A 22024-nucleotide genomic window follows, 5' to 3' on the forward strand; every position below is an offset into this window, starting at 1 on the left:
TGCTTCCACCAATGGACCTACAATGAAAAAAGGCTTGCCAAGTGGCAAGCCTTTTTTGTTTTAAACGAACATTAATCGTCTACAAAATCCGTCTAATCCGTCTAATCCGAAAAAATCCGTGATTAGCAGTACTCCTCGAACGCGCCTTGCAGGTTGTTCACGATGCGCATCAGGTCGTTGCCTTCGATGTGGTAACGCTCAATCATGTGCACCAGCTCGCCGTCTTTGAACAGGGCAATGCTGGGGCTGCTGGGCGGATACGGCAGCAGGTGCTCGCGCACCTTGGCTACGGCGTCGGTTTCCATGCCGGCGAATACCGTCACGAGCTTGGCGGGCTTCTTGTCGGAGCTGGACACGGCCATTTTCAGGGCCGGGCGGGCTTTGGAAGCCGCGCAGCCGCACACCGAGTTAACGGCAACCAGCACGGTGCCGCTCTGCTCGTTGAGGACGGCGTCCACTTCTTCGGGGGTCATCAGTTGCTCGAAGCCAGCCTCGGTGAGGTCCTGGCGGATGGGGGCAACCATGTATTCGGGGTACGTAGCCATAGGTAAAAGCTAGGCGTTAAGAGAAAAATGATGGGTGACAGACGGCCACCGCTGCCGCAAAATTACGCAATAAACGGCGGTCATCCGGCAGCTGGCGTATTCAACCCAAATGCGCCCTGAGAAGTTTACAAAGCAGCCTCTGCCACTCTGCCTCCCGTCATTTTTTATCGCCACCGCCATGACTTACTCTGAATTCTCTGCTTCGCTCACCCAGCACACGGCCCCGGCCGGCCTCACGCCGCTGCTGCAGGCGCTATGGTACGCCGGCCGCGACGAATGGAGCCGCGCCCACGACATTGCCCAGCAGCACGAAGGCGACCCGCTCTTCGACTGGCTGCACGCGCTGCTGCACCGCCAGGAAGGCGACGCCGGCAACGCAGCCTACTGGTACCGCCGCGCCGGCCGGCCGGGGTCGGTGGGCAATATCCGGACCGAGTGGGAGCAGCTGGTCCGGACGCAACTGCCGTAGTGGAAGTGGCTCGTGGCTGCTACTGGTTCTTGCCATAGTTCTACTATAAAACAAAAACCAAAACCCTTTTGCGTGCTTTGCGCAATTAAAATTACATTTATCCGGCCGAAGCTAAACGGCCGAATGCTATGTTAAAACCGATACTCTTGCTGGCGGCCGGCAGCCTGCTGCCCCTGGCGGCCACGGCCCAGGTAGATACCGTGCGCGCCTCGACCTTGCCGCCGGCCCAGCAGGCCGAACGGCTCTACAACAGCGGCGTGGCCAAGTTCAACCAGAAAAGCTACCGCGCGGCCCTGCAGGATTTCGACCGGGCGCTGGCGGCCAAGCCCGACTTCGCCAAGGCCTATTACAACCGCGCCGCCGTCCGCTACGAGCTGCAGGAATACCAGCCCGCCGTGCAGGACTACGATGCCGCCCTCAAGCTGGACCCGGCCAGCGGCACCGCCTACTTCGGGCGCGGCCAGGCGCGGGAGGCGCTGAAACAGCCTGCCGAGGCCGAGCAGGACTATTCCAAAGCCGTGGAAACCAACCCGGCCTACGCCCCGGCCTGGTACTACCGTGGCGCGCTGCGCTTCGAGAAAGGCGAGTACAAGGCTGCCAAGGCCGATTTCGAGCAGGCCACCAAGGCCGACCCCACCTACGCCTACGCCTGGCACGACCGGGCCAGCGCCGAGCGCCAGCTGCAGGAGTACCCGGCCGCCATCCAGAGCTACACCCGCGCCCTCACGCTGCAGCCGGAGCTACTGCCAGCTTTGCTGAACCGCGCCGGTACCCGCCGCCGCGCCGGCGACCTGAAAGGCGCCCTGCAAGACTACACCCAGTACCTCCAGAAAAAGCAGGACAACCCCATCGCCTACACCAACCGCGGCGCCGCCCGCTACGAGGCCGCCGACTACAAAGGCGCCGCCGAGGACTTCGGGCGTGCCATTGAGCTGGACGGCGCCTACGCCTTTGCCTGGAACAACCGCGCCGCCGCCTTCCTTAAGCTGGAAGACTACAAAAAGGCCGAAGCCGACGCCAGCAAAGCCATTGCCCTCAATCCGCAGTACGCTGAGGCCTACCTCAACCGCGGCCACGCCCGCGAAATGCTGCGCAACCCCGACGGCGCCTGCCAGGACTGGCGCAAAGCCGCCGAGCTGGGCCTGGAAATCGGCACCAGCTACGCCGCCAACTCCGGCTGCGGCGAGTAGGTGCGTGCTTTCAGACGATAAAAGAACGTCATGCCCTATCTGGCGTCCGCTTGCCGAAGCATCTCTACCGCTTCGTTGTCAAAGAATTGATTAGCCAGCAGAGAGATGCTTCGACAATTTCAGCATGACGCCCTTCTAATAGCTTCATATTCTCATGTATAAATACCTACTCGCCCTGCTCCTGCTTTCCTCGGCCGCGCAGGCCCAAAGCGTGGAGTTCAGCAAGGACCGGTTCGGCAACGACAAGGACGGTCTGCGGGCGGCCCTCAAGGAAATCAAGCTCGGCGACGAGTGGTACCTGGCCGACCCACCCCGCTACGAGCAGGCCCTGCCGCACTACTTGGAAGCCCAGAAATTCAACGCTGAAAACGCCGAGCTGAACCTGAAAATCGGGGACTGCTACCTGCATTCGGGATTTAAGCCGCGGGCGCTGGCGTACCTGCAGAAGGCCTATCAGCTCAACTCGGGCGTCGATCCGCGGATCCACTACCTGCTGGGGCGCGGGCTGCACCTGAACGGCAAGTGGGCCGCAGCCATTGCCGAATACAAGCAGGCCACGCCCGCCACCGGCACCAAAAACACGGCCGGCTTCACCCAGGATATCCAGAAGAAAATCAAAGAGTGCGAAAACGGCCGCCTGCTGGAAGCCAAGCCCATCCGGGTGTTTGTGGACAACGCCGGGCCGGGCGTGAACTCGCCCTACCCCGACTACGGCCCGGTGATTTCGGCCGATGAGTCGGTGATGCTGTTTACCTCGCGCCGCCAGGGCTCTACCGGCGGCGAGAAAGACCCTGAGTCGGGCGGCTTCTTCGAGGACGTGTACCAGAGCGCCCGCACCGGCGACGCCTGGGGCCCAGCCCGCAGCCTCGGCGAAACCGTAAACACCGCCGGCCACGACGCCACCGTGGGCCTCGCCCCCGACGCCCAGCGCCTGCTGGTGTACATGGAAGACAACGGCGGCGACCTGCACGAAAGCAACCTGCGCGGCGCCGAGTGGAGCAAGCCCAAGCAGCTGGGCTCACGCATCAACAGCAAGGCGCATGAGTCGTCGGCGGCCTATACGCCGGATGGGCGCAGCCTGCTGTTTGTGAGCGACAAGCCCGGCGGGCTGGGTTCGCGCGACATCTACAAGGTGGAAATGGAAGGGCGCGGCCCGGCCGTGAACCTCGGCCCCACCATCAACACGCCCTACGGCGAGGAAGGCGTGTTTCTGCACCCCGATGGCAAGACGATGTACTTCTCATCGGAAGGCCACAACTCCATGGGCGGATACGACATATTCCGCTCCACCTACGAAAACGGCAAGTGGAGCGCGCCCGAAAACCTGGGCTGGCCCATCAACACGCCCGACGACGACGTGTTCTTCGTGATTTCCGCCTCGGGCCGGCACGGCTATTATTCCTCGTTCCGCGACGACGGCCTGGGCTCCAAGGACATCTACCAGATTACGTTTCTGGGCGCCGAAAAAGCGCCAGTTCTTAGCCAGGAAGACCAGCTGCTGGCTTCCCGCGTGCAGCCCGTGAAGGAAACCCAGCTGGCCCCGGCCGTGCCCGTGGCCACCGCTCAGGTCACCATCCTGAAAGGCACCATCACCGACGCCGTCAGCAAACAGCCGCTGGAAGCCACCATCGACGTGATTGACAACTCGCGCAACGAGAACATTGCCTCGTTTAAAGCCAATGCGCAGTCGGGCCGTTACCTAGTGAGCTTGCCCTCGGGCGTGAACTACGGCATTGTGGTGCGGCAGGACGGCTACCTGTTCCACTCCGAAAACTTCGATCTGCCGGCCGGCGCGGCCTATTCGGAGGTGGTGAAGGACATTCAGCTCCGGAAGCTGGACGTGGGCGTGAAGGTGGTGCTCAACAACATCTTCTTCGACTTCGACAAGGCCACGCTGCGCAAGGAAAGCACCGGCGAGCTGGAGCGCCTGCAGAAGCTGCTGACTGAAACGCCCGCCCTGCGCCTGGAAATTTCGGGCCACACCGACAACGTGGGCAACGCCGCCTACAACAAAGACCTGAGCCAGCGCCGCGCCAAAGCTGTGGTAGACTACCTCGTGGCCAAAGGCGTCGCCAAAGACCGCCTCACCTTCGCCGGATACGGCGACACCCAACCCGTTGCCCTGAACACCACCAAGGCCGGCCGCCAGCAAAACCGCCGCACCGAGTTCAAGGTGACCGGCAAGTAGCGTTTCCGGCCGATTTTGCGCTGCCCCCGCCCGCCGGTTCTTCTGGCAGGCGGGGGTAGTCTTTGTCGGGGGCTACGCCGGCCAACCAGTGTGGTCCTATATTCAACGAGTAAACTACCCGGTTCCCCGGATGCCCGCGGCAGGCTTCCCGCCAGCCGCTACCTTGCTAGCCGCTTCCCTCCCGATTGTCAATTTTCTCTGCCAGCTGCCTGTGTTGCGCCCGTTTCTTCTGCTGTTTCGTCTGGGTTTGCTACTGGTGCTGCTGTTGAGCGCGCCACGTAGTTGGGCGCAGCCGGGGCAGGCGCAGTACTATCTCAAGCAGTTTGGGCCGGCTGAAGGATTGCCGCAGCCGTTCATCTACGCCCTCGCGCAGGACCGGCAGGGTTACCTCTGGATTGGCACCGCCGAGGGCCTCGTGCGCTACGACGGCACGGAGTTCAAGACCTACACCACCAAAGACGGGCTGGCTGAGGATTTTGTGACCCAGCTCTACGTGCAGCCCAGCACCGGCCAGCTCTGGGCCGCGCACTACCAGGGCGGTGCCTCCCGCTGGAACGGGCAGCTCTTTCAGGCAGTAGCGGCGGGCGCGGCGCGGCCACGGGCGCTGCGCACCCCCCCCGGCATTGCGCCCCTCGATACTGCCCGCAACACGCTCAACCTGCCACAGTCCTTAGCGAGCCGCCTGCCCGATGTACAGCAGGTGCTGCCCGCCGGCACTGTGCTTCAGTGCCAGCTCACCGACCAGGAACAAACGGTCTGGATTGGCACGGCCGGCCAGGGACTGTGGCGCTGGGCCGACCGCCACATCAGCTTTTATCCGAACCCGGCATCCCCGGCTGCTCCGCTGGCGCTGCAGGAGGGTGGCCGCGTGGCAGGCATTTCTGCCGGTGGCCAATACTTCACGCTGAACCCCACTGTTGGCCAGCCGTCACCGCTAATTGCCTACCCGTTCCGGCATCTGCCCTACCCGCCCAGTGTGGTGCTGCGCACGCCTTCCGAGCGCGCCAATCCGGTGTTCGACAACCGATATCCCGAGCCTGCGCCGCAGATGCTGTGGGCGGGCACGCAGGGCCACGGGCTATGGCAGCTGCCGATTCCCTCGGGCGAGCGGCCAATGCGGCGTGTCCGCCGACTGCCCTCCACCCTGACCGTAACGGCCCTGACCCAACACCCCGGCGGCGACTTGTGGGTGGGCACCGCCCTGGATGGCGTGTACCGCCTACCGGCCGACACCACACAGGCCGCCGAGCATTTCACCACCGCCAACGGCCTTTTGCACAACACCATTTATGCCCTTGCCGCCGACTCGGCGGGCCGGGTTTGGCTGGGCACCCACGATACGGGGCTGGCGTTCTGGCAGCGGGGCCGGTTCCACTATTTCCGGTTCCGGACCGGGGCCATCGACGTGTCGGCCTTACTCACCGATGATGCCGGCCGGGTCTGGATTGGCACTGAAGGCAGCGGCGTGCTTTGTTACAGAAAAGGCAAGCTGCGTCCCTATGGCCCGTCCGAAGGCCTGCTTTCGCCGTATTGCTACGCCCTGCTGCCCGTGCGCTGGGGCGCTAGCTACCACGGCGGCTACCGCCACGATTTTCGGACCGAGCAGGTGCTGGCCGTCCACCGCAATGCCCTCAGCTTTCTGGAGGCCGAGCGGCAGCGATTCCGGCCGGTGGCCCTGCCCGACAACCCGCTGGTGCGGGAGCTACTACCCGCGGCGGCCGTCGCCTGGAACGACTACTGCGTCTGGATTCAGACTCGTTCAGGCTTGCTGTGCGTGCGCACCAACTACCCTGTGCTGCCCAGCCTGTCGGTTCCGACTCCGGCTATTATAAGAAGCGAGGTGGATGGCGCAGCCCAGGCGCCGCAGCAGCTGGGGCAGCTGTCCGCTACCCGGCACCGGTTGGGGTTTGCCTTCCGGGCCGTGAGCTTGCTGGCCGGCCCGGCCAGTCTGCAATACCAGTACCGCCTACGCGGCTACGACATGGTGTGGAGCAAGCCCTCCACAGCCACCGAAGCGCAGTTTGCCCAGCTGGATGCCGGCACCTACGAGTTTGAGGTGCGGGCCCGGCGCGGCGAACAGGGCGCGTGGAGCCGGGCGGCCACTGTGGCCTTCAGCATCGCCACGCCGTTTTGGCGTACGTGGTGGTTTGCGGCTTTGAGCGTGCTGACGGCCGGGGCTGGTATCTGGGCGTTTGTGCGGGGGCGCGAGGCCGTGCTGCGGCAACAGAAGCTGCAGCTAGAAACCACCGTGCGCGAACGAACCCAGGAGCTGCGCCACCAGAACGCCCACATCGAGGAGATGAACGCCGAGCTGACCGTGGCCCGCGACGTGGCCGAGGCCTCGCGCAAAGCCAAAGCCCAGTTTCTGGCCAACATGAGCCACGAAATCCGCACCCCGATGAACGCCGTCATTGGCCTCTCGCACCTGCTGCGCCAGACGCCCCTCACCGGCGAGCAGAGCGAGTACCTGGAAGCTGTGCAGTCGTCGTCGCAGAATCTGCTGGTCATCATCAACGACATCCTCGACAGCTCCAAGATTGAGGCCGGCAAGATGACGCTGGAGCACACCGCCTTCCGGCTGCCGGAGCTGCTGCGGCGCGTGGCCAGCATGTTCCGCTTCGCCACCGAAAGCAAACAGCTCTACTTCCGGCTGGAAATCGGGCCTGGCGTGCCCGCCGCCGTCTTCGGCGACCCGGTGCGCCTCAATCAGGTGCTGGTCAACCTGGTCGGCAATGCCATCAAGTTCACCACCCGCGGCGGCGTCACGCTGCGCGTATCGGTGCCCGGAGAAGCCACCGGTACGGCCCGGCCTGCGGTGCGTTTCGCGGTGCAGGATACCGGCATCGGCATTCCGGCCGATAAGCTGGATGCCATTTTCGAGGATTTCTCCCAAGCCAACACCAGCACCACGCGCCAGTTCGGCGGCACCGGACTGGGGCTGAGCATCGCCCGCAACCTCGTGGAGCTGCACGGCGGCCAGCTGGGCGTGGACAGCCAGGACGGCGTGGGCTCCACCTTCCACTTCAGCATCGCCTACGAAGCCGCCGATCCAGCCACCGTGCCCGCCGAAGCCAGCCTAGCCGTCGGCCGCTTCGAGCCGGCGCTGCACGTGCTGGTGGCCGAAGACAACGAGCTCAACCAGCTGGTAGCCCGCAAAACCCTTGAAGCCTGGAACGTGCAGGTAACCATTGCCGCCAACGGCCGCCTGGCCGTGGAAGCCGCCGCCGCCCACCCCTTCGATGCCGTGCTCATGGATGTGCAGATGCCGGAAATGGACGGCTACGAAGCCTCGCGGCAGCTGCGCATGCTCTTCCCCGATGCCAGCCAGTTCCCGATTATCGGCCTCACGGCGTCGGCGCTGCCCGAAGACCGTGCCCTGGCCCTGGAAGCCGGCATGAACGATACGCTGGCCAAGCCCTTCGACCCGGCCGTGCTTTTCGCCCGGCTCGCCCAGCACACCCGCCGCCCTACAACCGAAGCCACCGCCCCAGCCGAAGTACCGGCAGCCGCACCAGCTGAAGTGGCGCCTGCTACTCCAGCCGCCGCCCTCGACTGGACATTGCTGGAAGAGCTGGCGGGCGGCAACGAAGCCTTTATCGGCCAGATCATCCGGACGTTTCTGACCCAGGCGCCCCTGCTGCAGCAGGAGTTGGCCGCCGCCTTCACTGCTACCGACCACGAGGCCCTGGCCCGCACGGCGCACAAGCTAAAAGGCCAGGTAGCGTATTTCGGGGTACCGGCGCTCCACGGCACGCTGGAACAGCTCGAGCAGCAGGCCCGGCAGCAAGCATCACCCGACCAGCTGGCGGCCGGCCTGGGGTATCTGGAGCTGCAGCTGGCCGACCTGTATCCGCTCATTCAGGCCCGTATTATGGTCAGTTGAAGCCTGGAGATGCGGGGTGGTTTTTTCAAGGGATAGTTTACCTTTGATTATATGCCGCATCCCTCCCCGCTCCGCTGCCTGGTTATCGACGATGACCCGCTTTCCATTCAGATTGTTGAAAACTGCATTGCCAGCACCGGCTTTCTGACCTCAGCCGGCTCCTGCACCAGTGCCGTCCAGGCGGCCGAAGTCCTGCGCACCCAGTCCGTGGATTTGCTGTTTCTGGACGTGGAGATGCCTTTGATGTCGGGCATCGACCTGCTCCGTACGCTGCAGAACCCACCCCTGGTGGTGCTCATCACCAGCAGCCAGCAGTACGCCGTCGAGGCCTTCGAGCACGATGTGGTCGACTATCTGGTGAAGCCCATCAGCTATGCCCGGTTCCTGAAAGCCTCGCAGCGCGCCCTGGAACTGGCCACTACCCGCTCCGAGCCCGAAGCCGCCACGGCCACCGAAACCGCCGATTTCACCTTCATGAAGGTGGATACCAAGCTAGTGAAGGTCATTTTTGATGAAGTGCGCTACGTAGAGGCCCTCGGCGACTACGTGCACGTGGTGACGGGACAGAGCAAGCTCATCGTGTACAGCACCATGAAAGCGGTGGAAGAGAAGTTTCCGGCCGGCCTTTTCGTACGGGTGCACCGCTCGTTTATCGTCAACCTGAAACGCGTCCAGGCCATCGAGGACAACTCCATCATCATTGATGGCAAGCACATTCCCATCGGCCAGACTTACACGCGCGACGTATTTCAGCGGCTCAATAAGTTCTAGCGCCGCTTCTGTTCACTGTACTTGGTTTGGCCAGCCGTGCACACCTGCCGTTTCTTTGCTCTACTTCTGCTGACCGCCTTGCTAGCGGCCCTGCCACGGGCTACCCGCGCCCAAACGGCCGGCGACACCATCAGCGTGGAGTGTCCACCGGCACGTCTTGTAGAGCTGTGCGTGGAGCTGGACGCCCGCGCTTCCGTCGACACGGCCGCCGGGCCTCTTAGCTACCGCTGGCTGATGGGAGATGGCACCACCCTTACCGGTGCCACCGTAGCGCATTGCTACGCCGAGCGCCGCCGCTACACCGTGCAGCTGGACGTGGTAGACGAGAAAACCGGCGAAGTACGGGCCGCGGAAAAGCTCATTCCCGTTGATTTCACCCAGGAAATTGTCCTCAATTTCAAAGCCTCGCCAGCTAATGGCCACGTAGGCCAGCGGCTCACATTCGATGCGCTGGACTCGCAGCTGCCGCTTTGCGAGAATGTGATAGTGCTATGGGATTTCCGGGACGGTACGGTGGCGAATGGTCGCCGGGTAGAGCACTCCTTCCGTCGCCCCGGCAACTACATCGTAAGAATGGCCCTGCGCGGCAACGGCCCCGACACCTGCCCCGACAGCCACTGCGTCACCCGGCAGGTAAGCATCCTGATCGAACCATAATCCCTTCATTAAAAGTAATTTACAGACCATTTTTACAGTGTACGTATCGTACACAGGGGGCCATGCATACTATTGAATAACAATATATTTCAATAATATGCTTTTAACACTGCACTTATCTAATAAACAATTGCTTTATTTGCGTACCCAAACAACTCACACCGTCTGTTTGCTCTTACGCACTCCCTATGAAAAGCCTCTTTGCCATTCTGTTAGCTGGCAGCCTTAGCGCTGCGTCGTTCTCCGTTCAGGCTCAACAAGCCTCCGACCGGCTGCGGGCCGAAGCCATGGAAAACACCCGCCTGCTGGCCAATCGGATTGCGCTGGATGATGCCCGCTCCGTACGGGTCCGCCAGCTGACGTACGACCGACTGGTGCAGGAAAGCCAGATTGCGACCATGTACGGCGACGATCCGGCAATGCGCCAGAACAAATTGCGCGTAGTAGAAGAAGAATACACGGCAAAGCTCAAAGACCTGCTGACCTCGGTGCAGTTCGACCGGTATAAGGCGCTGGTAGCGGCCGGCACGGCTCCCGCTTCCCGGCATACTGCCTCGGTGCTCAACGCCTCGGCCACCTCGCCCAAGTAACCTACTCCACACTGCTACCTGCTACACGAGCAGGGGGTGTAGCCAGCTACATCCCCTGCTCGTTTTTGTTTGCGTCTACGCAGCAACTGATTCAACATTGAGTACTGAGTAATAAGCAAGCTGTATCTACAGTTCGCTCAACAACCTGCTTGGCATTGCTTTAACAAGCACCTAAACACCCAGCACTTAGGCCTGACCACTTAGGCTATACCAGCTTTTTGTCCTGCTCAGCATTGTATAGTGCTGTCGTCTGCAGAATGTCCAGCGTAATCTGCCACAGCTGCTCGTAAGGCACAATTTCGATTTCAGCGAAGGCCTCGCCGGGAGGTGGCGATGACTGCAGCTTCTTCAGTATCGCCTCGCCCTTTTTGCGGCTGGTTACCGGGTTGAATTCCTCCTTAACCACAATTGCCAGCAGCCGGAAAAACAGCTGGCTTCGCACGTTGCCGGTTTCCCGCAGGTACCGCTGCTGGTATTTGCGCAGGCTTTCCAGCCGGGTAAGGATGTTTTCCAGGTCGCGCTGGCGCAGAAAGTGCAGAAACTGCAGAATCAGCACCGCCACGTTGTAGCCCTGTTTGTCGCGGCTGTGGTCGGGCACGGTTTGCACAAACGTGGTAAAGTTGCGCATCCGCAGCGGCGACAGTTCTGGCCGCACAAACTGCAGGTACGCCATGTACAGGTCCCAGCGTTGCTGGGCCACAGGCTGTTGCTTGTCGAAGTACACGTTTTTGCGGGCAGTACCCAGTAGTTCCAGTGCCTGCCCATACTGCCCGGCATGAATGGCCAGCAGCAGATAGATTTCCAGGTAATACAGCCAGTTGACCGAGGAGTGGTGAAACTCCTTGGCATGAAGCTCTGCCAGCCGCAGGCCACTTTCCACTTTCCGGCTCCGGAAGTGTGCGTACACGCTCATGTATGCGTTGTAACGCTTATCAAAGCGCTTGTTGTTGATCTTGCCCTTTTCCAGCAAGCGGGTTGTCTTACTGGTTACCTCTATTATTTCCTGATAATTACCTACCAGCTCCTCCTTGATGAGCTGTGCCCTATAGTGATAGTGGAACGTGATGAATGTACCCGCGGCTTTGTAGAGCTCTGCCAGTTTCAGTACCACAGCATCCATCTTATCCAAGACCGTGCGCCGGCTGCGCACGTTGTAGGCTACCATCCCTTTCACGTCCCAGTACAGCTGCGCAGCCTCTTCCTCGATTACCAGTGTTTTCTTGCTTTTATCCAACAGCAGCCGGTTGGCTTGGTAGCGGGCGGGCATTCGGATATCCGCGTATATGCCGCGCAATAGCTGCCCGAACAGCACCACGTATTGCGTCATTTCGTGGGTTTGCGCCAAACGCTGGCCCTTTCTGCTCAACGATTCAGCGGCCTTCAGCTCTCCCTCCGAGTACAGAACACTCACCTGCATATACAGATTAAGCACCTGATATTCATATCGCCGCGACACCAGATGGCGGCTGTCGGTTTCATCCAGGAAATACAGGTGATTAAGCAGTTTCTGCTGAACCCTCGACTTCAGCTTGCGAAACGCGGCGTACCGGGTCTGGTCTGCTTTGCCATATAAGGTCTTGACGATTTGCTGCTGCGACTTCGGTTGGCCATTCACCAATTGTTGCACCAGCTGCATTTCCTTGTTGGAAGAATGACGGGCCGTAAAGTCAAGCAACGGAAGTACTTTCAGCTTCCTGTCTGTCACAATACGGGCCAAATTTATCAGTTCATCCATCAGTAAAACGCCTTATACAGGTTCTTATCGTTATTTTTCAGATTGACTACTCCACGAAATTACTGTCACAAAACAACACAGTTTTTCCTTTACTGCCACTACTATCCTGTTGGACATTTGTAGTGGTGAAATATGTTTTTTTTAATCGAAAAATGTCACACTTTGACTGAATTTCAACACAGAATTAAGCCCGGTCAGACTTATCAGCAACAACGCAGCAGGCCTATGCCAGAAAATACAATGTAATTAAACATATTTTTTATACATATTATACCAATCACTTTTCCGCAAATACTGTCCTTTACGTGGCTTGATCCAGCGCCCACCTTTGTGTCAATCAATCACTTGAAACACACAAAACCCAAGCGCCATGCTAGAATTAATCGCCCTCGCCCTGCTCCAGTTTTCGAGCTTCACCACTGAGTTCTCCGGCGGCATCCGTCCCGCAAACTCCCCCACGATGACGATGGCTGCCGACCACGGCACCGGCGGCTGGACGGGTATCGACGCTGACCACGGCACTGGCGGCTGGACGGGCATTGACGCTGACCACGGCACCGGCGGCTGGACGGGTATCGACGCTGACCATGGCACTGGCGGCTGGACGGGCATTGACGCTGACCACGGCACTGGCGGCTGGGTTGGTCGCTAAGCTAAGCGGCAACCAAGCGTGTGCGGTAGTCGCTACCACAAATTTCCTGGCTAACTTGCCTGTCGGGAAACTCTGCCGGCGATGCGCACATGAAGTCTATACTGTCCGGGGTATTGCTACTGCTTACAGGTTGGTACGGATTGGTTAGCTGCGACTCAGCAGCCAAGCCATCGGCAGCCATTCGTATTCGCTGGGCCGACGATCCACGCTCGCTTGACCCGCTGGCGGTGCCTACCCCGCAAGCCACGGAAGTTCTTAACCTCTTGCACTGCAGCTTGCTCATGGGCGAGCCCGACAAGCAGCAGATAGTCCCGTGGCTCGCCGACTCGCTACCACGCATCGAGCAACAGGGGCCGCTTACGTTGCTGCATTACCGCCTTCGGCCAGAGGCTACCTGGGACAACGGCACGCCGGTACTGGCGCAGGATGTAGCCTTCACGCTCCGTCTGCTGAATTGCCCCGGGCTCCCAACCGAGCTTTCCCGCCTCCAGTACGGCGACATTCTCGATATCCGGCTGGATGCATCAGACCCGCGGCGCTTTACGCTGGTTCGCGCCAGCTCTTCGCTGGATATGGTGCTGGCCTCTGGCGACTATTCCATCGTGCCGGAATATGCGCTGGATCCGGCAGGGCAGCTACGCGCTGTTCCGCTTGCGCTACTGAAAACCGATACCGTTGCGGCCATCCGGCAATATCCGGCCATCCGGGCTTTTGCGACCCGTTACCGCCAGGCCCAGCTCGGCCAGCACCCGGAACGCCTGCCAGGCTGCGGCCCCTATACAGTGGCCGCGTGGCGCCCAAACCAGTATTTGCGCCTTCAGCGCAAAGCCAACTGGTGGGCCAACCGCCTGTCCCGGCCCGGCAGCTGGCTGCAAGCAAAGGCTGCACAGCTCGAATACCGCGTCATTCCGGATGATGCCACCGCTACTCTGGCCCTACGCAGAGGGAACCTGGATTTGTACCCGATGCCATCGGCCCGCATATTCACGCAGCTGAAGAACTCAGCCGACAGCACCCGCCTGACCTTCGCCACGGCCGACACCTACGAGTCGACGATGGCGGGCTTCAACACCCAGCACGCATTTCTGCGCGATGCCGCAACGCGCCGCGCACTCACGCTGCTGTTTGATGTTCCGAGGCTGATTCAGGCTACTCAGCCTGGGCTGGCTTACCGCAGCCCCAGCCTGATTTCACCACGGGATAAGCAGGCGTTCAACGACAGCCTGGCTCTACCCCAATTTTCTCCCACCCAGGCGGCTGCCCTTCTGCAACAGGCGGGCTGGCAGAAACACCCCGATGGCACCTGGTGGAAAGGCCGCACGGGTCCATTGGCTTTCAGTATAAGCTACCGCAGCGAAGCCGCGGCCCACGAAACCGTGGCCCTGCAGTTCCGCGAGGCCGCCGATAAGCTGGGCATTGCCGTGCAGCTGCGCCCGACGGAAACCAGCCTGCTCCAGCAGCGCCTTGCAGCCGGCGAGGTGGAAATATTCATCCGGACGATATCAGGCAACCCGTTCGCCTATAATTTCAAGCCCATCCTGCATTCACAGGGTATTGGGCTCTTCAATTTCACCCGATTCAGCTCACCTGCCGCCGACCATTTAATAGAGGCTATAGCCACTGCAAACCGCTTGGATGTGCGCAACCAGCTGCTGCACCGTTTTCAGCGGCTTCTGCAGCAGCAGGCTCCTCTTACGATACTGTATTTCTCGCGCAACCGGGTGGTAGCTTCCCGCCGGCTGCAGCCGGTGCAGGTCACCAGCGTGCGGCCCGGCTACAATGCCCTCCAGCTGAAACTGGCAGCCCTTCCGGTCCGGTAACGTATGCTGGGGCGCTTGGGTATCCGGCTGGGCCGGCAGCTGCTGGTAATGTGGGGCATTCTCACACTGCTGTTTCTGCTCACCCGGACGCTGCCCGAAGAGCAGCAGTTGTTGGCGCGCTTCGGTGGCATACCTACGGGCGCGGCTCCCACCGCCCGGCAGATTCAGGCCGCCCAGCAGCAGGCCCGCCACCGGCTGGGGCTCGATTATCCGCTGTTCTACTTTTCCCGGCACAGCGCTCCGCCCACGCAGATGCTGGCGCTGCGGTGGCAATGGGAAGGCCGCCACAACCAGTACCACCACTGGCTGGCAGGGCTTTGGCACGGAAACCTGGGCTACTCCTACCAGACCCAGGAACCGGTATTGCCTCTGCTGGCCCAGGCATTGCGCACCACGGTGCCACTTACGCTGCTGGCTCTGCTGGTGCTGGTGCTGCTTAGCGGGGCACTTGGCATAAAGCTGGCCCAGGCCCGGCGACTTGGCCCGCTCCTGACGGTGCTGTTTGCGCTGGATGCACTGCCGCTGTTTGCAGTGGCCTCGCTGCTACTGCTGCTGCTGGCCAACCCCGACTTTCTCGCGCTTTTTCCGGCTTATGGTCTGGCAGATGAGGCGGACCCGGGCAGTTCTTTGACGTATCTGAGCTATCTGGTGTTGCCGGCCGCCAGCCTAGTGCTCACCGGCATTGCCGAGCCGGCAATTCAGCTGGCTACTGCGCTGCGCCACGAGTTGCAGCAACCGTACGTGCTGGCTGCGCGTGCCAAAGGCCTGTCGGAGCGGCAGGTGCTCTGGCGCCATACCCTGCGCAACGCCGCATTGCCCAGCCTTGTACTCTTCACCGATCTGCTGCCCAATCTGCTGGCGGGCTCGGTGGTGGTGGAGCTTATTTTTGCTCTGCCGGGCATAGGGCGGCTGCTCGCCGAAGCCGCCACCGCCCGCGACTATCCGGTATTGTTAGGCGGTGTGCTGCTGCTTACGGTGTTGCGTCAACTGTCGCTCTGGGTGGCAGATGGGCTGCACTACCTGCTCGACCCACGCCTTAGTCCGGCTGCCACGTGAAACACCAACCACCTTTCTACCGCTGGGGCCAGGGCGTAGGCTGGAGCTGGCTGCTGCTACTGCTGGCCGCAGCCCTGCTCGCCGACCTGCTACCCCTACCTGCTTTTCCGGATCTGCTGCATACGAGCGCCCCACCCCTCACGCCCGGCCACCCGCTGGGTACCGACCCGCAGGGCCACGATGTTCTGGGCAGCCTGGTGCATGGCGCGCGCACGGTGCTACTGATGAGTGTACCGGCTACGCTGCTCGCCACGCTGCTGGGCGTGGTTTTAGGCGGAGGAGCCGGCTATTGGGGCAATACCGGCCTACGGCTGCCCTTAGCGGTCCTGGTTACGGGTGGCATAATCGGGCTGCTGTACCTGCTGCTGCAGGCCCCCGCCAGCGGCTGGTCCGCTATCTGGTGGCCCGCAGTGCTGCTGAGTATCGGTGCTGGTGGGGCTGGCCTGCTGGCCCGTCGCCGGTGGTTGCAGCGTCCCGTAGCCTTGCCCATAGACACCTGGTTTTCACTAGCTATTGTGATGTTGGCCGCATTGCCACGCCTGGTAGTGGTGCTGATAGTAGCAGCTTCTATCGAGCCCAACGCCATATTCATTACCGCCCTACTGGTGGTAGTTTCGTGGCCCGTACCGGCCCGGTTGATGCGCGCCGAGACCCGCCGAATCCGGCAGCTGCCCTATCTGGAAGCGGCCCGGGCCTTGGGGCTGCCTACCTACAGCCTGCTGTTGCATCATGTGTTGCCTAACAGTTGGCGCGTGCTACGCGCATCCCTGCCTATGAATCTGGCGGTCCTGATAGGCTTGGAAACCACCCTATCTTTCTTGGGAGTGGGGCTGCCGCCGGAACTGCCAAGCTGGGGCCGGCTGCTGGCAGCCAGTCGTTTATCGCCGGACAGCTGGTGGCTTATTGTGTTTCCCGTGGCAGCCCTGGTGCTCACTGCGCTAGCTTTACGCCAAGTGCTTCCGGCCACCAAAGCCCGGAGCAATTAAAGCGTGCCCACTGATTTTCAATGTCACATCTGGGCATCTATAAAGCATTTTATTCGCTTCGGGCTAAGCCTGCATAGCCCTACTTTTCATCACAAATCGTTGACTGTAAAAAATATAATAATTATTAAATATTTAATCAGCGTCGACACAACCTGCGTCTGAGTGCATTACGGCGCCGAAAAAGTATAGTCACAAATACGCGGCAACTGTCCTTTACAGCGGTAGCCCTGGCCTGTAGTTTTGTAATGTGCTAAGGGTTCTAGGTAGTTCTCTCAGCATTTCTACAGGCTGTTCTCTACTGGCTATCTATGGCCTCCTTACTTCTCAAACGCCGGCAAGGACACGCATTGCGCTACTTGCTTCTGGAAATGGCAGCTCGCCAGCGCGCTGCTACTACGCTCGCCGGATTCCAGACGATTGATGGAGAAATGGTGTCTTACGTCACAGGAGAGCAGGCCATCCGGTCGGGCACTGCGGTGCTGATTGGCGGGCTGCTGGTAGGAACGGTTTTGCCTCAATTCGACAATTACTGATTCAATAGATTTTATTTTAGTATCCCGGCTGGCAGTGCCCCAGAGGCATTCCATCCCGTGAACAATGTTGCAATAGGTGTGTAAAAACCCCGCCGGTTCTGCCCGCGGGGTTTTTGCGTTTATCACTTTCTGGCCCTGACCGGCAGGCTGCGTGTGCGGGGGCGAGCCACTCAGGTGGCGGCCGTCTGGCGCGCCACTTCAGCAATACCTTCTTCGAAGGAATGGGGCCGGTAGCCTAGCTCCCGGCGTGCTTTCTCAATGATAAAGCCGGTACGCAACGGCCGTTGCGCGGGCTGCGAGAATACACTGGCATCCACTTTTTCAATCAGGGCGCTATCCAGCTGGAAATAGGCGGCCACCCGGAGTGCCATTTGGTACGGGGTCAGCATTTCGTCACTGCTGATGTGGTAGAGGCCGGTGGCGTGGTGCCGGGCCACCAGCCAGCAGCCCTGTGCCAGATCCTCGGCTAGGGTAGGCGTCCGGAACTGGTCATTCACCACCTTAATGGGCTTTTTTGCCCGTAGCGAATCGCGCACCCAGAGCACGATGTTGGTGCGGCCGTACTCATGCGCCACCCCATACACCAGCACGGTGCGCACAATGGCCCACGGTGCACGGCAGGCCTGCACCAAGCGCTCGGCCGCTACCTTGCTGGTACCGTAGAAATTCACCGGAGCCGGGACGGCGTCCTCGGCCAGCGGGCCAGCCTCGCCGCTAAATATAAAGTCGGTACTGAGGTGGGTGAAGTGAATCTGGTGCGTTTCGCAGACGGCTACCAGATGCCCGACGGCCGTCACGTTTTGGATCCAGCAGGCTTCCTGGTTTAGCTCGCACTCATCCACGTTGGTCATGGCGGCCGTGTGGATGAGGTGCGTGGGCTGCTCCTGCGCCAGCACCGCCGCCACCTGGGCGCCATCCGTAACATCCAGCGGCACGAAGCGCACCTCGGGGTAGAGCGTGGCCAGCTTGTTGGGCCCGCGCGAAGTGGCAATGAGCGTCAGGCCGGGCTGGGTGCGGAGCAAGGCCACTAGCTTTTGCCCCAGCAAGCCATTGGAACCCGTGACGAGAATACGCATAGCACTACCAAGTGAATGTGGAACGGGACGCAGAACGGGCCTTAGTAGGTGTAGCCGTAGAGCTCCGTGATTTTCTTTTTCTTCAGCTTTTCCACCTTCATCGTCATTTTGATGTCAGTCAGGGGCCGGTCGCGGCCGTCTTTGGGCTGGGCAGCAATCTTGTCGATGACGTCGAGGCCGCTCACTACCTGGCCGTACACGGTGTACTGGCCGTTGAGGTGCGGTGTGCCGCGGTGGTTCTGCACCAGATAAAACTGCGAGGCACTGCTGGCCCGCTCGGGGTTCACGAAGTCGGCCTGGCGGGCGGCGGCCAGCGCGCCGAACTTGTGGGTGAATTCGGGCCGGATTTCGGCCGGGATGGTGCCTTCGTTGGGTTGGCCCTGGCCGTCGTTGGTGGGGTCGGCGTCTTTGCTGCCGGGGTCGCCGCCCTGCACCATGAAGTCGGAGATGATGCGGTGGAAGGTGGTGCCGTTATAGAAGCCGCTCTCGGCCAGCTTCAGGAAGTTGGCTTTGTGCTTGGGTGTGGCATCGAAGAGCACCAGCTTGATGTCGCCGAACGAGGTGCTGATGGTGACGAGCTGATCTTTCTTGCTGCTCTTAGGAAATTTGGCCGCGTAGAGGGCCGGCGCCAGCAGCAACAAAAACACCCCAAGCAGAACCGAAAAGCGGGAAGCAAAACGCATAAACAGGAAGGATATGAAATTGAGAAGGCGAAAGTAAGGGGTTTGACGCAGAGCCGCCCGGTTTGCACGCCACCCATCTTCCGGTATAAGGTTGAATATATTTTTTCACGAATATCCTCCCTAATGCCGCCAATGGCGTATGAGGCGCCAGTTTCCCTCTCACTCTTTTTTCATGACGACTACCTTACCCCCTACCGCTACCCCCAGCCTGGCTCCACCGCCGCCCCACTGGTTTCCGAAATTGCTGCTGGCCATCTACCTGATTGAGTTTGTGGCCCTGGGCATCAGCCCGGCCGAGCGCGGCACCTGGTGGGCCGAAAACGTGCCGATTTTCCTGATTGTGCTGGCCCTGACGGTGCTGTACGTGCGTGGCACGCGCTTCTCCAACTTGGCCTACGCCCTGATGAGCGTGTTGCTGTTTATGCATACTGTAGGTGGCCACTACACCTTCGAGAAAGTGCCGTTCGACTGGTTCAACAACCTGTTTGGCTTCAAGCGCAACATGTACGACCGGGTGGCGCACTTCTCGGTGGGCTTCTACGCCTACGCCATCATCGAGCTGACGGACCGCTACGGCACCATTCGCAACCGCGCCATCAGCTACCTGTTTCCGCTGTGCGTCATCGGCACGGTGGCCATGGCCTACGAGCTTATTGAGTGGGTGTACGCCGAAGTGGCCGGCGGCGACGCCGGCGCCGCCTTCCTGGGCAGCCAGGGCGACATCTGGGATGCGCAGAAAGACATGCTGGCCGATACCAGCGGCGCCATTTTCGCACTGATTCTGTACGCCCTCTTTGGCCGTGGCCGCCGCGAGGCCGCCTAGCGCCTGCCGATACCCATTCAGCAAAAAGCCTCGTTTCTGCACAGAAACGAGGCTTTTTTATGCAGCCCAGACTCTTGGAAGCGGCGCTTACGCGTCTCTCTCCCGGCGGATTTCGTCGAGAATATGCTGGCCGCCGCGGGCCAGTACGCTTTCGGCAATGCGGATTCCCAGTGCTTCGGCCTGGCTGGCATCGGCGGTCTGGTCTTCTTCCAACAGCTTGCCGCCGTCGAGGCTGATGAGGCCGCCGTGCAGGTGCACCACGGCGCCGTCGGGGCTGAGGGTGGCCAGCGCGAAGCTGGGGATGCTGCAGCCGCCTTCCATGGTGCGCAGGAAGGCCCGCTCGGCGGCTAGGCACACGTGGGTGGCCGGGTGGTCGAGGATGCGGTGCAGCTCGGTTTTGAGGGCCGGTTCCAGGGTGCGGGCGCACTCAATGGCCACGCTGCCCTGCCCGGTGGCGGGCACAAACTGCGTTTCGGGCAGCACGTGCCGGATCAGGTGGTCGTATTCCATACGGTGCACGCCGGCGTAGGCCAGCACCAGCGCGTCGTACTGGCCTTCTTCGAGCTTGCGCAGGCGCGTCTGGAGGTTGCCGCGGGCTTCGGCGGTGCTGGCGTTGGGCAGAAACCGGCGCAGCATGGCCTTGCGGCGGGTGCTACTGGTGCCCAGCACGAGGTTCGGCTTGCGCAGATCCAGGTCGGCCTGAAAGCTCACCACCACGTCGTTCACCTGCTCGCGCTCCATAAACGCCAGCAGCTCTAAGTCGTCGGGGATGGTGCTTTGCACGTCTTTAGCGCTGTGCACAGCAATATCGATGTGGCCGGTGCGCAAGCCCACTTCCAGCTCTTCGGTGAACACACCTTTGGCCCCGATTTTATCCAGGGAGCGGTCCAGCACCACGTCGCCCTTGGTGGTGATGATGACGATTTCGGAAGCCAGCCCGGCCTGCTCCAGGCAAGCCGCTACGTGGTGGGCCTGCCACAGCGCCAGCTTGCTGCCCCGGGTGCCAATGCGAATGGGCTTTTTCAAGTAAGAATTCTGAATTAGAAAGTAAACGTGTAAGCTTGCGATGCGCAGCGGCTTTGCGGCTGGTTCTGCGCCGACATTGACGCCGGCCCTCAGCAGGTCTGGCAAAGGTACGGTGCGGCTGGTTTAGGCGGGTGGCTATAGCGGTTTTAGCGGCAGCTATACCTTTTTAGCAAACTGTATTTTCTGCCTCTATTCGCTCTAAGCGGCCATTTTCAGCAGCGTGGCCATCCGCAGCGACACATCCACGAACACCATGCGCGGGTTAGCGTTGCGCTCTATGTGGTAGTGCGCGTCGTTCAGCTCGCGGGTGATAGGGTCGGCATTGAGGGGCGTGACGAAGCGGCTGAAGCCCTGCACAAACGGCTGCTCCTGCGCCGGCAGGTGCGGCACCAGCTGCGGATCGAGGCCGAAGAGCAGAACCTTGCGCAGCAGCGTGAGGGCGTACTGCAGAAACTCCTTCTGGTTTTCGCGGCCCAGCTTCTGGAATTCGTCGCTCCGCTCCAGCATCTCGCTCACCTTATTGCTGAAGCAGGTGCGCATCCAGCCCGCAAACAGGGCAAAGTAGTCGTGGTCGGTGGCGGCGGCGTGCTGGGCGGCCAGGGCGGCGCCGGGGTTGCCTTCCGCGAGCTGGGCCAGTTGCCGGGCCTTCACTTCGGGCACCTGGTGCTCGTCGCGCAGCCAGTTGGTGAGGTCTTGCTCGGAGAGCGGGCGCACCACCACGGGCTGCACCCGGCTGATGATGGTGGGCAGCAGCTGCTCGGGCGCGTGGCTCACCAACAGAAACACGGTGGCCGTGGGCGGCTCTTCCAGCAGCTTGAGCACGGCATTGGCCGCGGCCGGGTGCATCAGCTCGGGCTGCCAGATCACCACCAGCTTGTACTGCGCCTCAAAGGCCTTGAGGCTCACCAGCCGCAGCAGCTGCAGGCTTTCTTCCTTGGAAATACTGCCCTGCTTGTTTTCGGCCCCGATGTGCTGCATCCAGTCGTTGAGGCCCTGGTAGGGGCTGTCGAGCACGAAGGTGCGCCAGTCGGCCATGAACTTGCTGCTGGTAGCGTCCTTGGCCACGGCCTTGGTGGTCGTGACGGGCACGATGAAGTTCAGGTCGGGGTGGATGAGCTTGTCGATTTTCTGGCAGCTCGGGCAATGGCCGCAGGAATCGTCGGCGTCGGGCGTGCGGCTCTCACAGTTCAGAAAAGCCGCGAAGGCCAGCGCCAGCGGCAGCGCCGCCGAGCCCTCGGCCCCGCGAAACAGCTGGGCGTGCGCCACGTGGTTTTGCTGCACGCTGCGCACGAGCAGCTGCTTCACCTGTTGCTGGCCGGGAATGTCGGAGAAACGCATGGA

The 22024-nt window shown here is 61.2% G+C and carries 19 protein-coding genes; 13 read left to right on the forward strand and 6 right to left on the reverse strand.

All coding sequences use genetic code 11. The features are described 5' to 3' along the window. Nucleotides 1-122: 122 nt before the first annotated feature. Nucleotides 123-545 carry a BrxA/BrxB family bacilliredoxin gene (locus tag O9Z63_RS13270; protein WP_044016277.1) on the reverse strand — a complete coding sequence of 141 codons (423 nt, stop codon included), beginning with the start codon at nt 543-545 and terminating at the stop codon, nt 123-125. A gap of 178 nt (nt 546-723) precedes the next feature. Here O9Z63_RS13270 and O9Z63_RS13275 point away from each other — a divergent pair, with 178 nt between their 5' ends. The 7 genes from O9Z63_RS13275 (at nt 724) to O9Z63_RS13305 (ending at nt 10293) form a co-directional block, all read left to right on the forward strand. After that, nucleotides 724-1014, forward strand: a complete 291-nt coding sequence (locus O9Z63_RS13275) for a hypothetical protein (RefSeq protein WP_270125743.1) — start codon at nt 724-726, stop codon at nt 1012-1014. Nucleotides 1015-1142: 128 nt separating this feature from the next. After that, nucleotides 1143-2204, forward strand: a complete 1062-nt coding sequence (locus O9Z63_RS13280) for a tetratricopeptide repeat protein (RefSeq protein WP_270125744.1) — start codon at nt 1143-1145, stop codon at nt 2202-2204. Between the two features lie 154 nt (nt 2205-2358). Then, entirely contained in the window at nt 2359-4392 is a 2034-nt protein-coding gene (locus O9Z63_RS13285; RefSeq protein ID WP_270125745.1) for an OmpA family protein, read from the forward strand. 214 nt (nt 4393-4606) lie between these two features. Next, a complete protein-coding gene (locus O9Z63_RS13290) occupies nt 4607-8275 on the forward strand; it encodes a hybrid sensor histidine kinase/response regulator (protein WP_270125746.1) in 3669 nt (1222 codons plus the stop codon). Between the two features lie 51 nt (nt 8276-8326). Next, nucleotides 8327-9046: a LytR/AlgR family response regulator transcription factor gene (locus tag O9Z63_RS13295; protein WP_270125747.1), complete on the forward strand. Its 720-nt coding sequence runs from the start codon at nt 8327-8329 to the stop codon at nt 9044-9046. Nucleotides 9047-9124: 78 nt separating this feature from the next. Then, nucleotides 9125-9703 carry a PKD domain-containing protein gene (locus tag O9Z63_RS13300; protein ID WP_270125748.1) on the forward strand — a complete coding sequence of 193 codons (579 nt, stop codon included), beginning with the start codon at nt 9125-9127 and terminating at the stop codon, nt 9701-9703. Nucleotides 9704-9891: 188 nt separating this feature from the next. Continuing rightward, nucleotides 9892-10293 (forward strand): hypothetical protein, encoded by a 402-nt coding sequence (locus tag O9Z63_RS13305; RefSeq protein ID WP_270125749.1) that lies wholly within the window; start codon nt 9892-9894, stop codon nt 10291-10293. A 205-nt stretch (nt 10294-10498) separates the two neighbouring features. Here the strand turns inward: O9Z63_RS13305 and O9Z63_RS13310 are convergent, their stop codons facing one another. After that, complete coding sequence (locus O9Z63_RS13310) at nt 10499-11968, reverse strand: hypothetical protein (RefSeq protein WP_270125750.1); 1470 nt, start codon at nt 11966-11968, stop codon at nt 10499-10501. A 430-nt stretch (nt 11969-12398) separates the two neighbouring features. Between O9Z63_RS13310 and O9Z63_RS13315 the strand changes: the two genes are divergently transcribed. The 5 genes from O9Z63_RS13315 (at nt 12399) to O9Z63_RS13335 (ending at nt 17075) form a co-directional block, all read left to right on the forward strand. Continuing rightward, nucleotides 12399-12680 (forward strand): hypothetical protein, encoded by a 282-nt coding sequence (locus O9Z63_RS13315; protein WP_270125751.1) that lies wholly within the window; start codon nt 12399-12401, stop codon nt 12678-12680. A 281-nt stretch (nt 12681-12961) separates the two neighbouring features. Then, on the forward strand, nt 12962-14500 hold the full coding sequence (locus O9Z63_RS13320) for an ABC transporter substrate-binding protein (RefSeq protein WP_270125752.1): 1539 nt from the start codon (nt 12962-12964) through the stop codon (nt 14498-14500). 3 nt (nt 14501-14503) lie between these two features. Next, nucleotides 14504-15556: an ABC transporter permease gene (locus tag O9Z63_RS13325; RefSeq protein ID WP_270125753.1), complete on the forward strand. Its 1053-nt coding sequence runs from the start codon at nt 14504-14506 to the stop codon at nt 15554-15556. After that, nucleotides 15553-16542, forward strand: a complete 990-nt coding sequence (locus O9Z63_RS13330) for an ABC transporter permease (RefSeq protein ID WP_270125754.1) — start codon at nt 15553-15555, stop codon at nt 16540-16542. Before O9Z63_RS13325 ends, O9Z63_RS13330 begins: the two co-directional genes overlap by 4 nt. Before the next feature lie 308 nt (nt 16543-16850). Next, nucleotides 16851-17075 carry a hypothetical protein gene (locus O9Z63_RS13335; protein ID WP_270125755.1) on the forward strand — a complete coding sequence of 75 codons (225 nt, stop codon included), beginning with the start codon at nt 16851-16853 and terminating at the stop codon, nt 17073-17075. 170 nt (nt 17076-17245) lie between these two features. On the opposite strand, the gene O9Z63_RS13340 is transcribed toward O9Z63_RS13335, so the two are convergent. After that, entirely contained in the window at nt 17246-18151 is a 906-nt protein-coding gene (locus tag O9Z63_RS13340; RefSeq protein WP_270125756.1) for an SDR family oxidoreductase, read from the reverse strand. A gap of 41 nt (nt 18152-18192) precedes the next feature. Further along, nucleotides 18193-18834 carry a peptidylprolyl isomerase gene (locus O9Z63_RS13345; RefSeq protein ID WP_270125757.1) on the reverse strand — a complete coding sequence of 214 codons (642 nt, stop codon included), beginning with the start codon at nt 18832-18834 and terminating at the stop codon, nt 18193-18195. Nucleotides 18835-19006: 172 nt separating this feature from the next. Here O9Z63_RS13345 and O9Z63_RS13350 point away from each other — a divergent pair, with 172 nt between their 5' ends. Further along, nucleotides 19007-19657: a DUF2238 domain-containing protein gene (locus O9Z63_RS13350; RefSeq protein WP_270125758.1), complete on the forward strand. Its 651-nt coding sequence runs from the start codon at nt 19007-19009 to the stop codon at nt 19655-19657. 87 nt (nt 19658-19744) lie between these two features. Here the strand turns inward: O9Z63_RS13350 and hemC are convergent, their stop codons facing one another. After that, nucleotides 19745-20683, reverse strand: a complete 939-nt coding sequence (gene hemC, locus O9Z63_RS13355) for a hydroxymethylbilane synthase (RefSeq protein WP_270125759.1) — start codon at nt 20681-20683, stop codon at nt 19745-19747. A gap of 198 nt (nt 20684-20881) precedes the next feature. Beyond that, on the reverse strand, nt 20882-22021 hold the full coding sequence (locus tag O9Z63_RS13360) for a DNA polymerase III subunit (protein WP_270125760.1): 1140 nt from the start codon (nt 22019-22021) through the stop codon (nt 20882-20884). Between the last annotated feature and the right edge of the window lie 3 nt (nt 22022-22024).

It is taken from the genome of Hymenobacter yonginensis, from assembly GCF_027625995.1.
GTDB classification, from domain to species: Bacteria; Bacteroidota; Bacteroidia; order Cytophagales; family Hymenobacteraceae; genus Hymenobacter; species Hymenobacter yonginensis.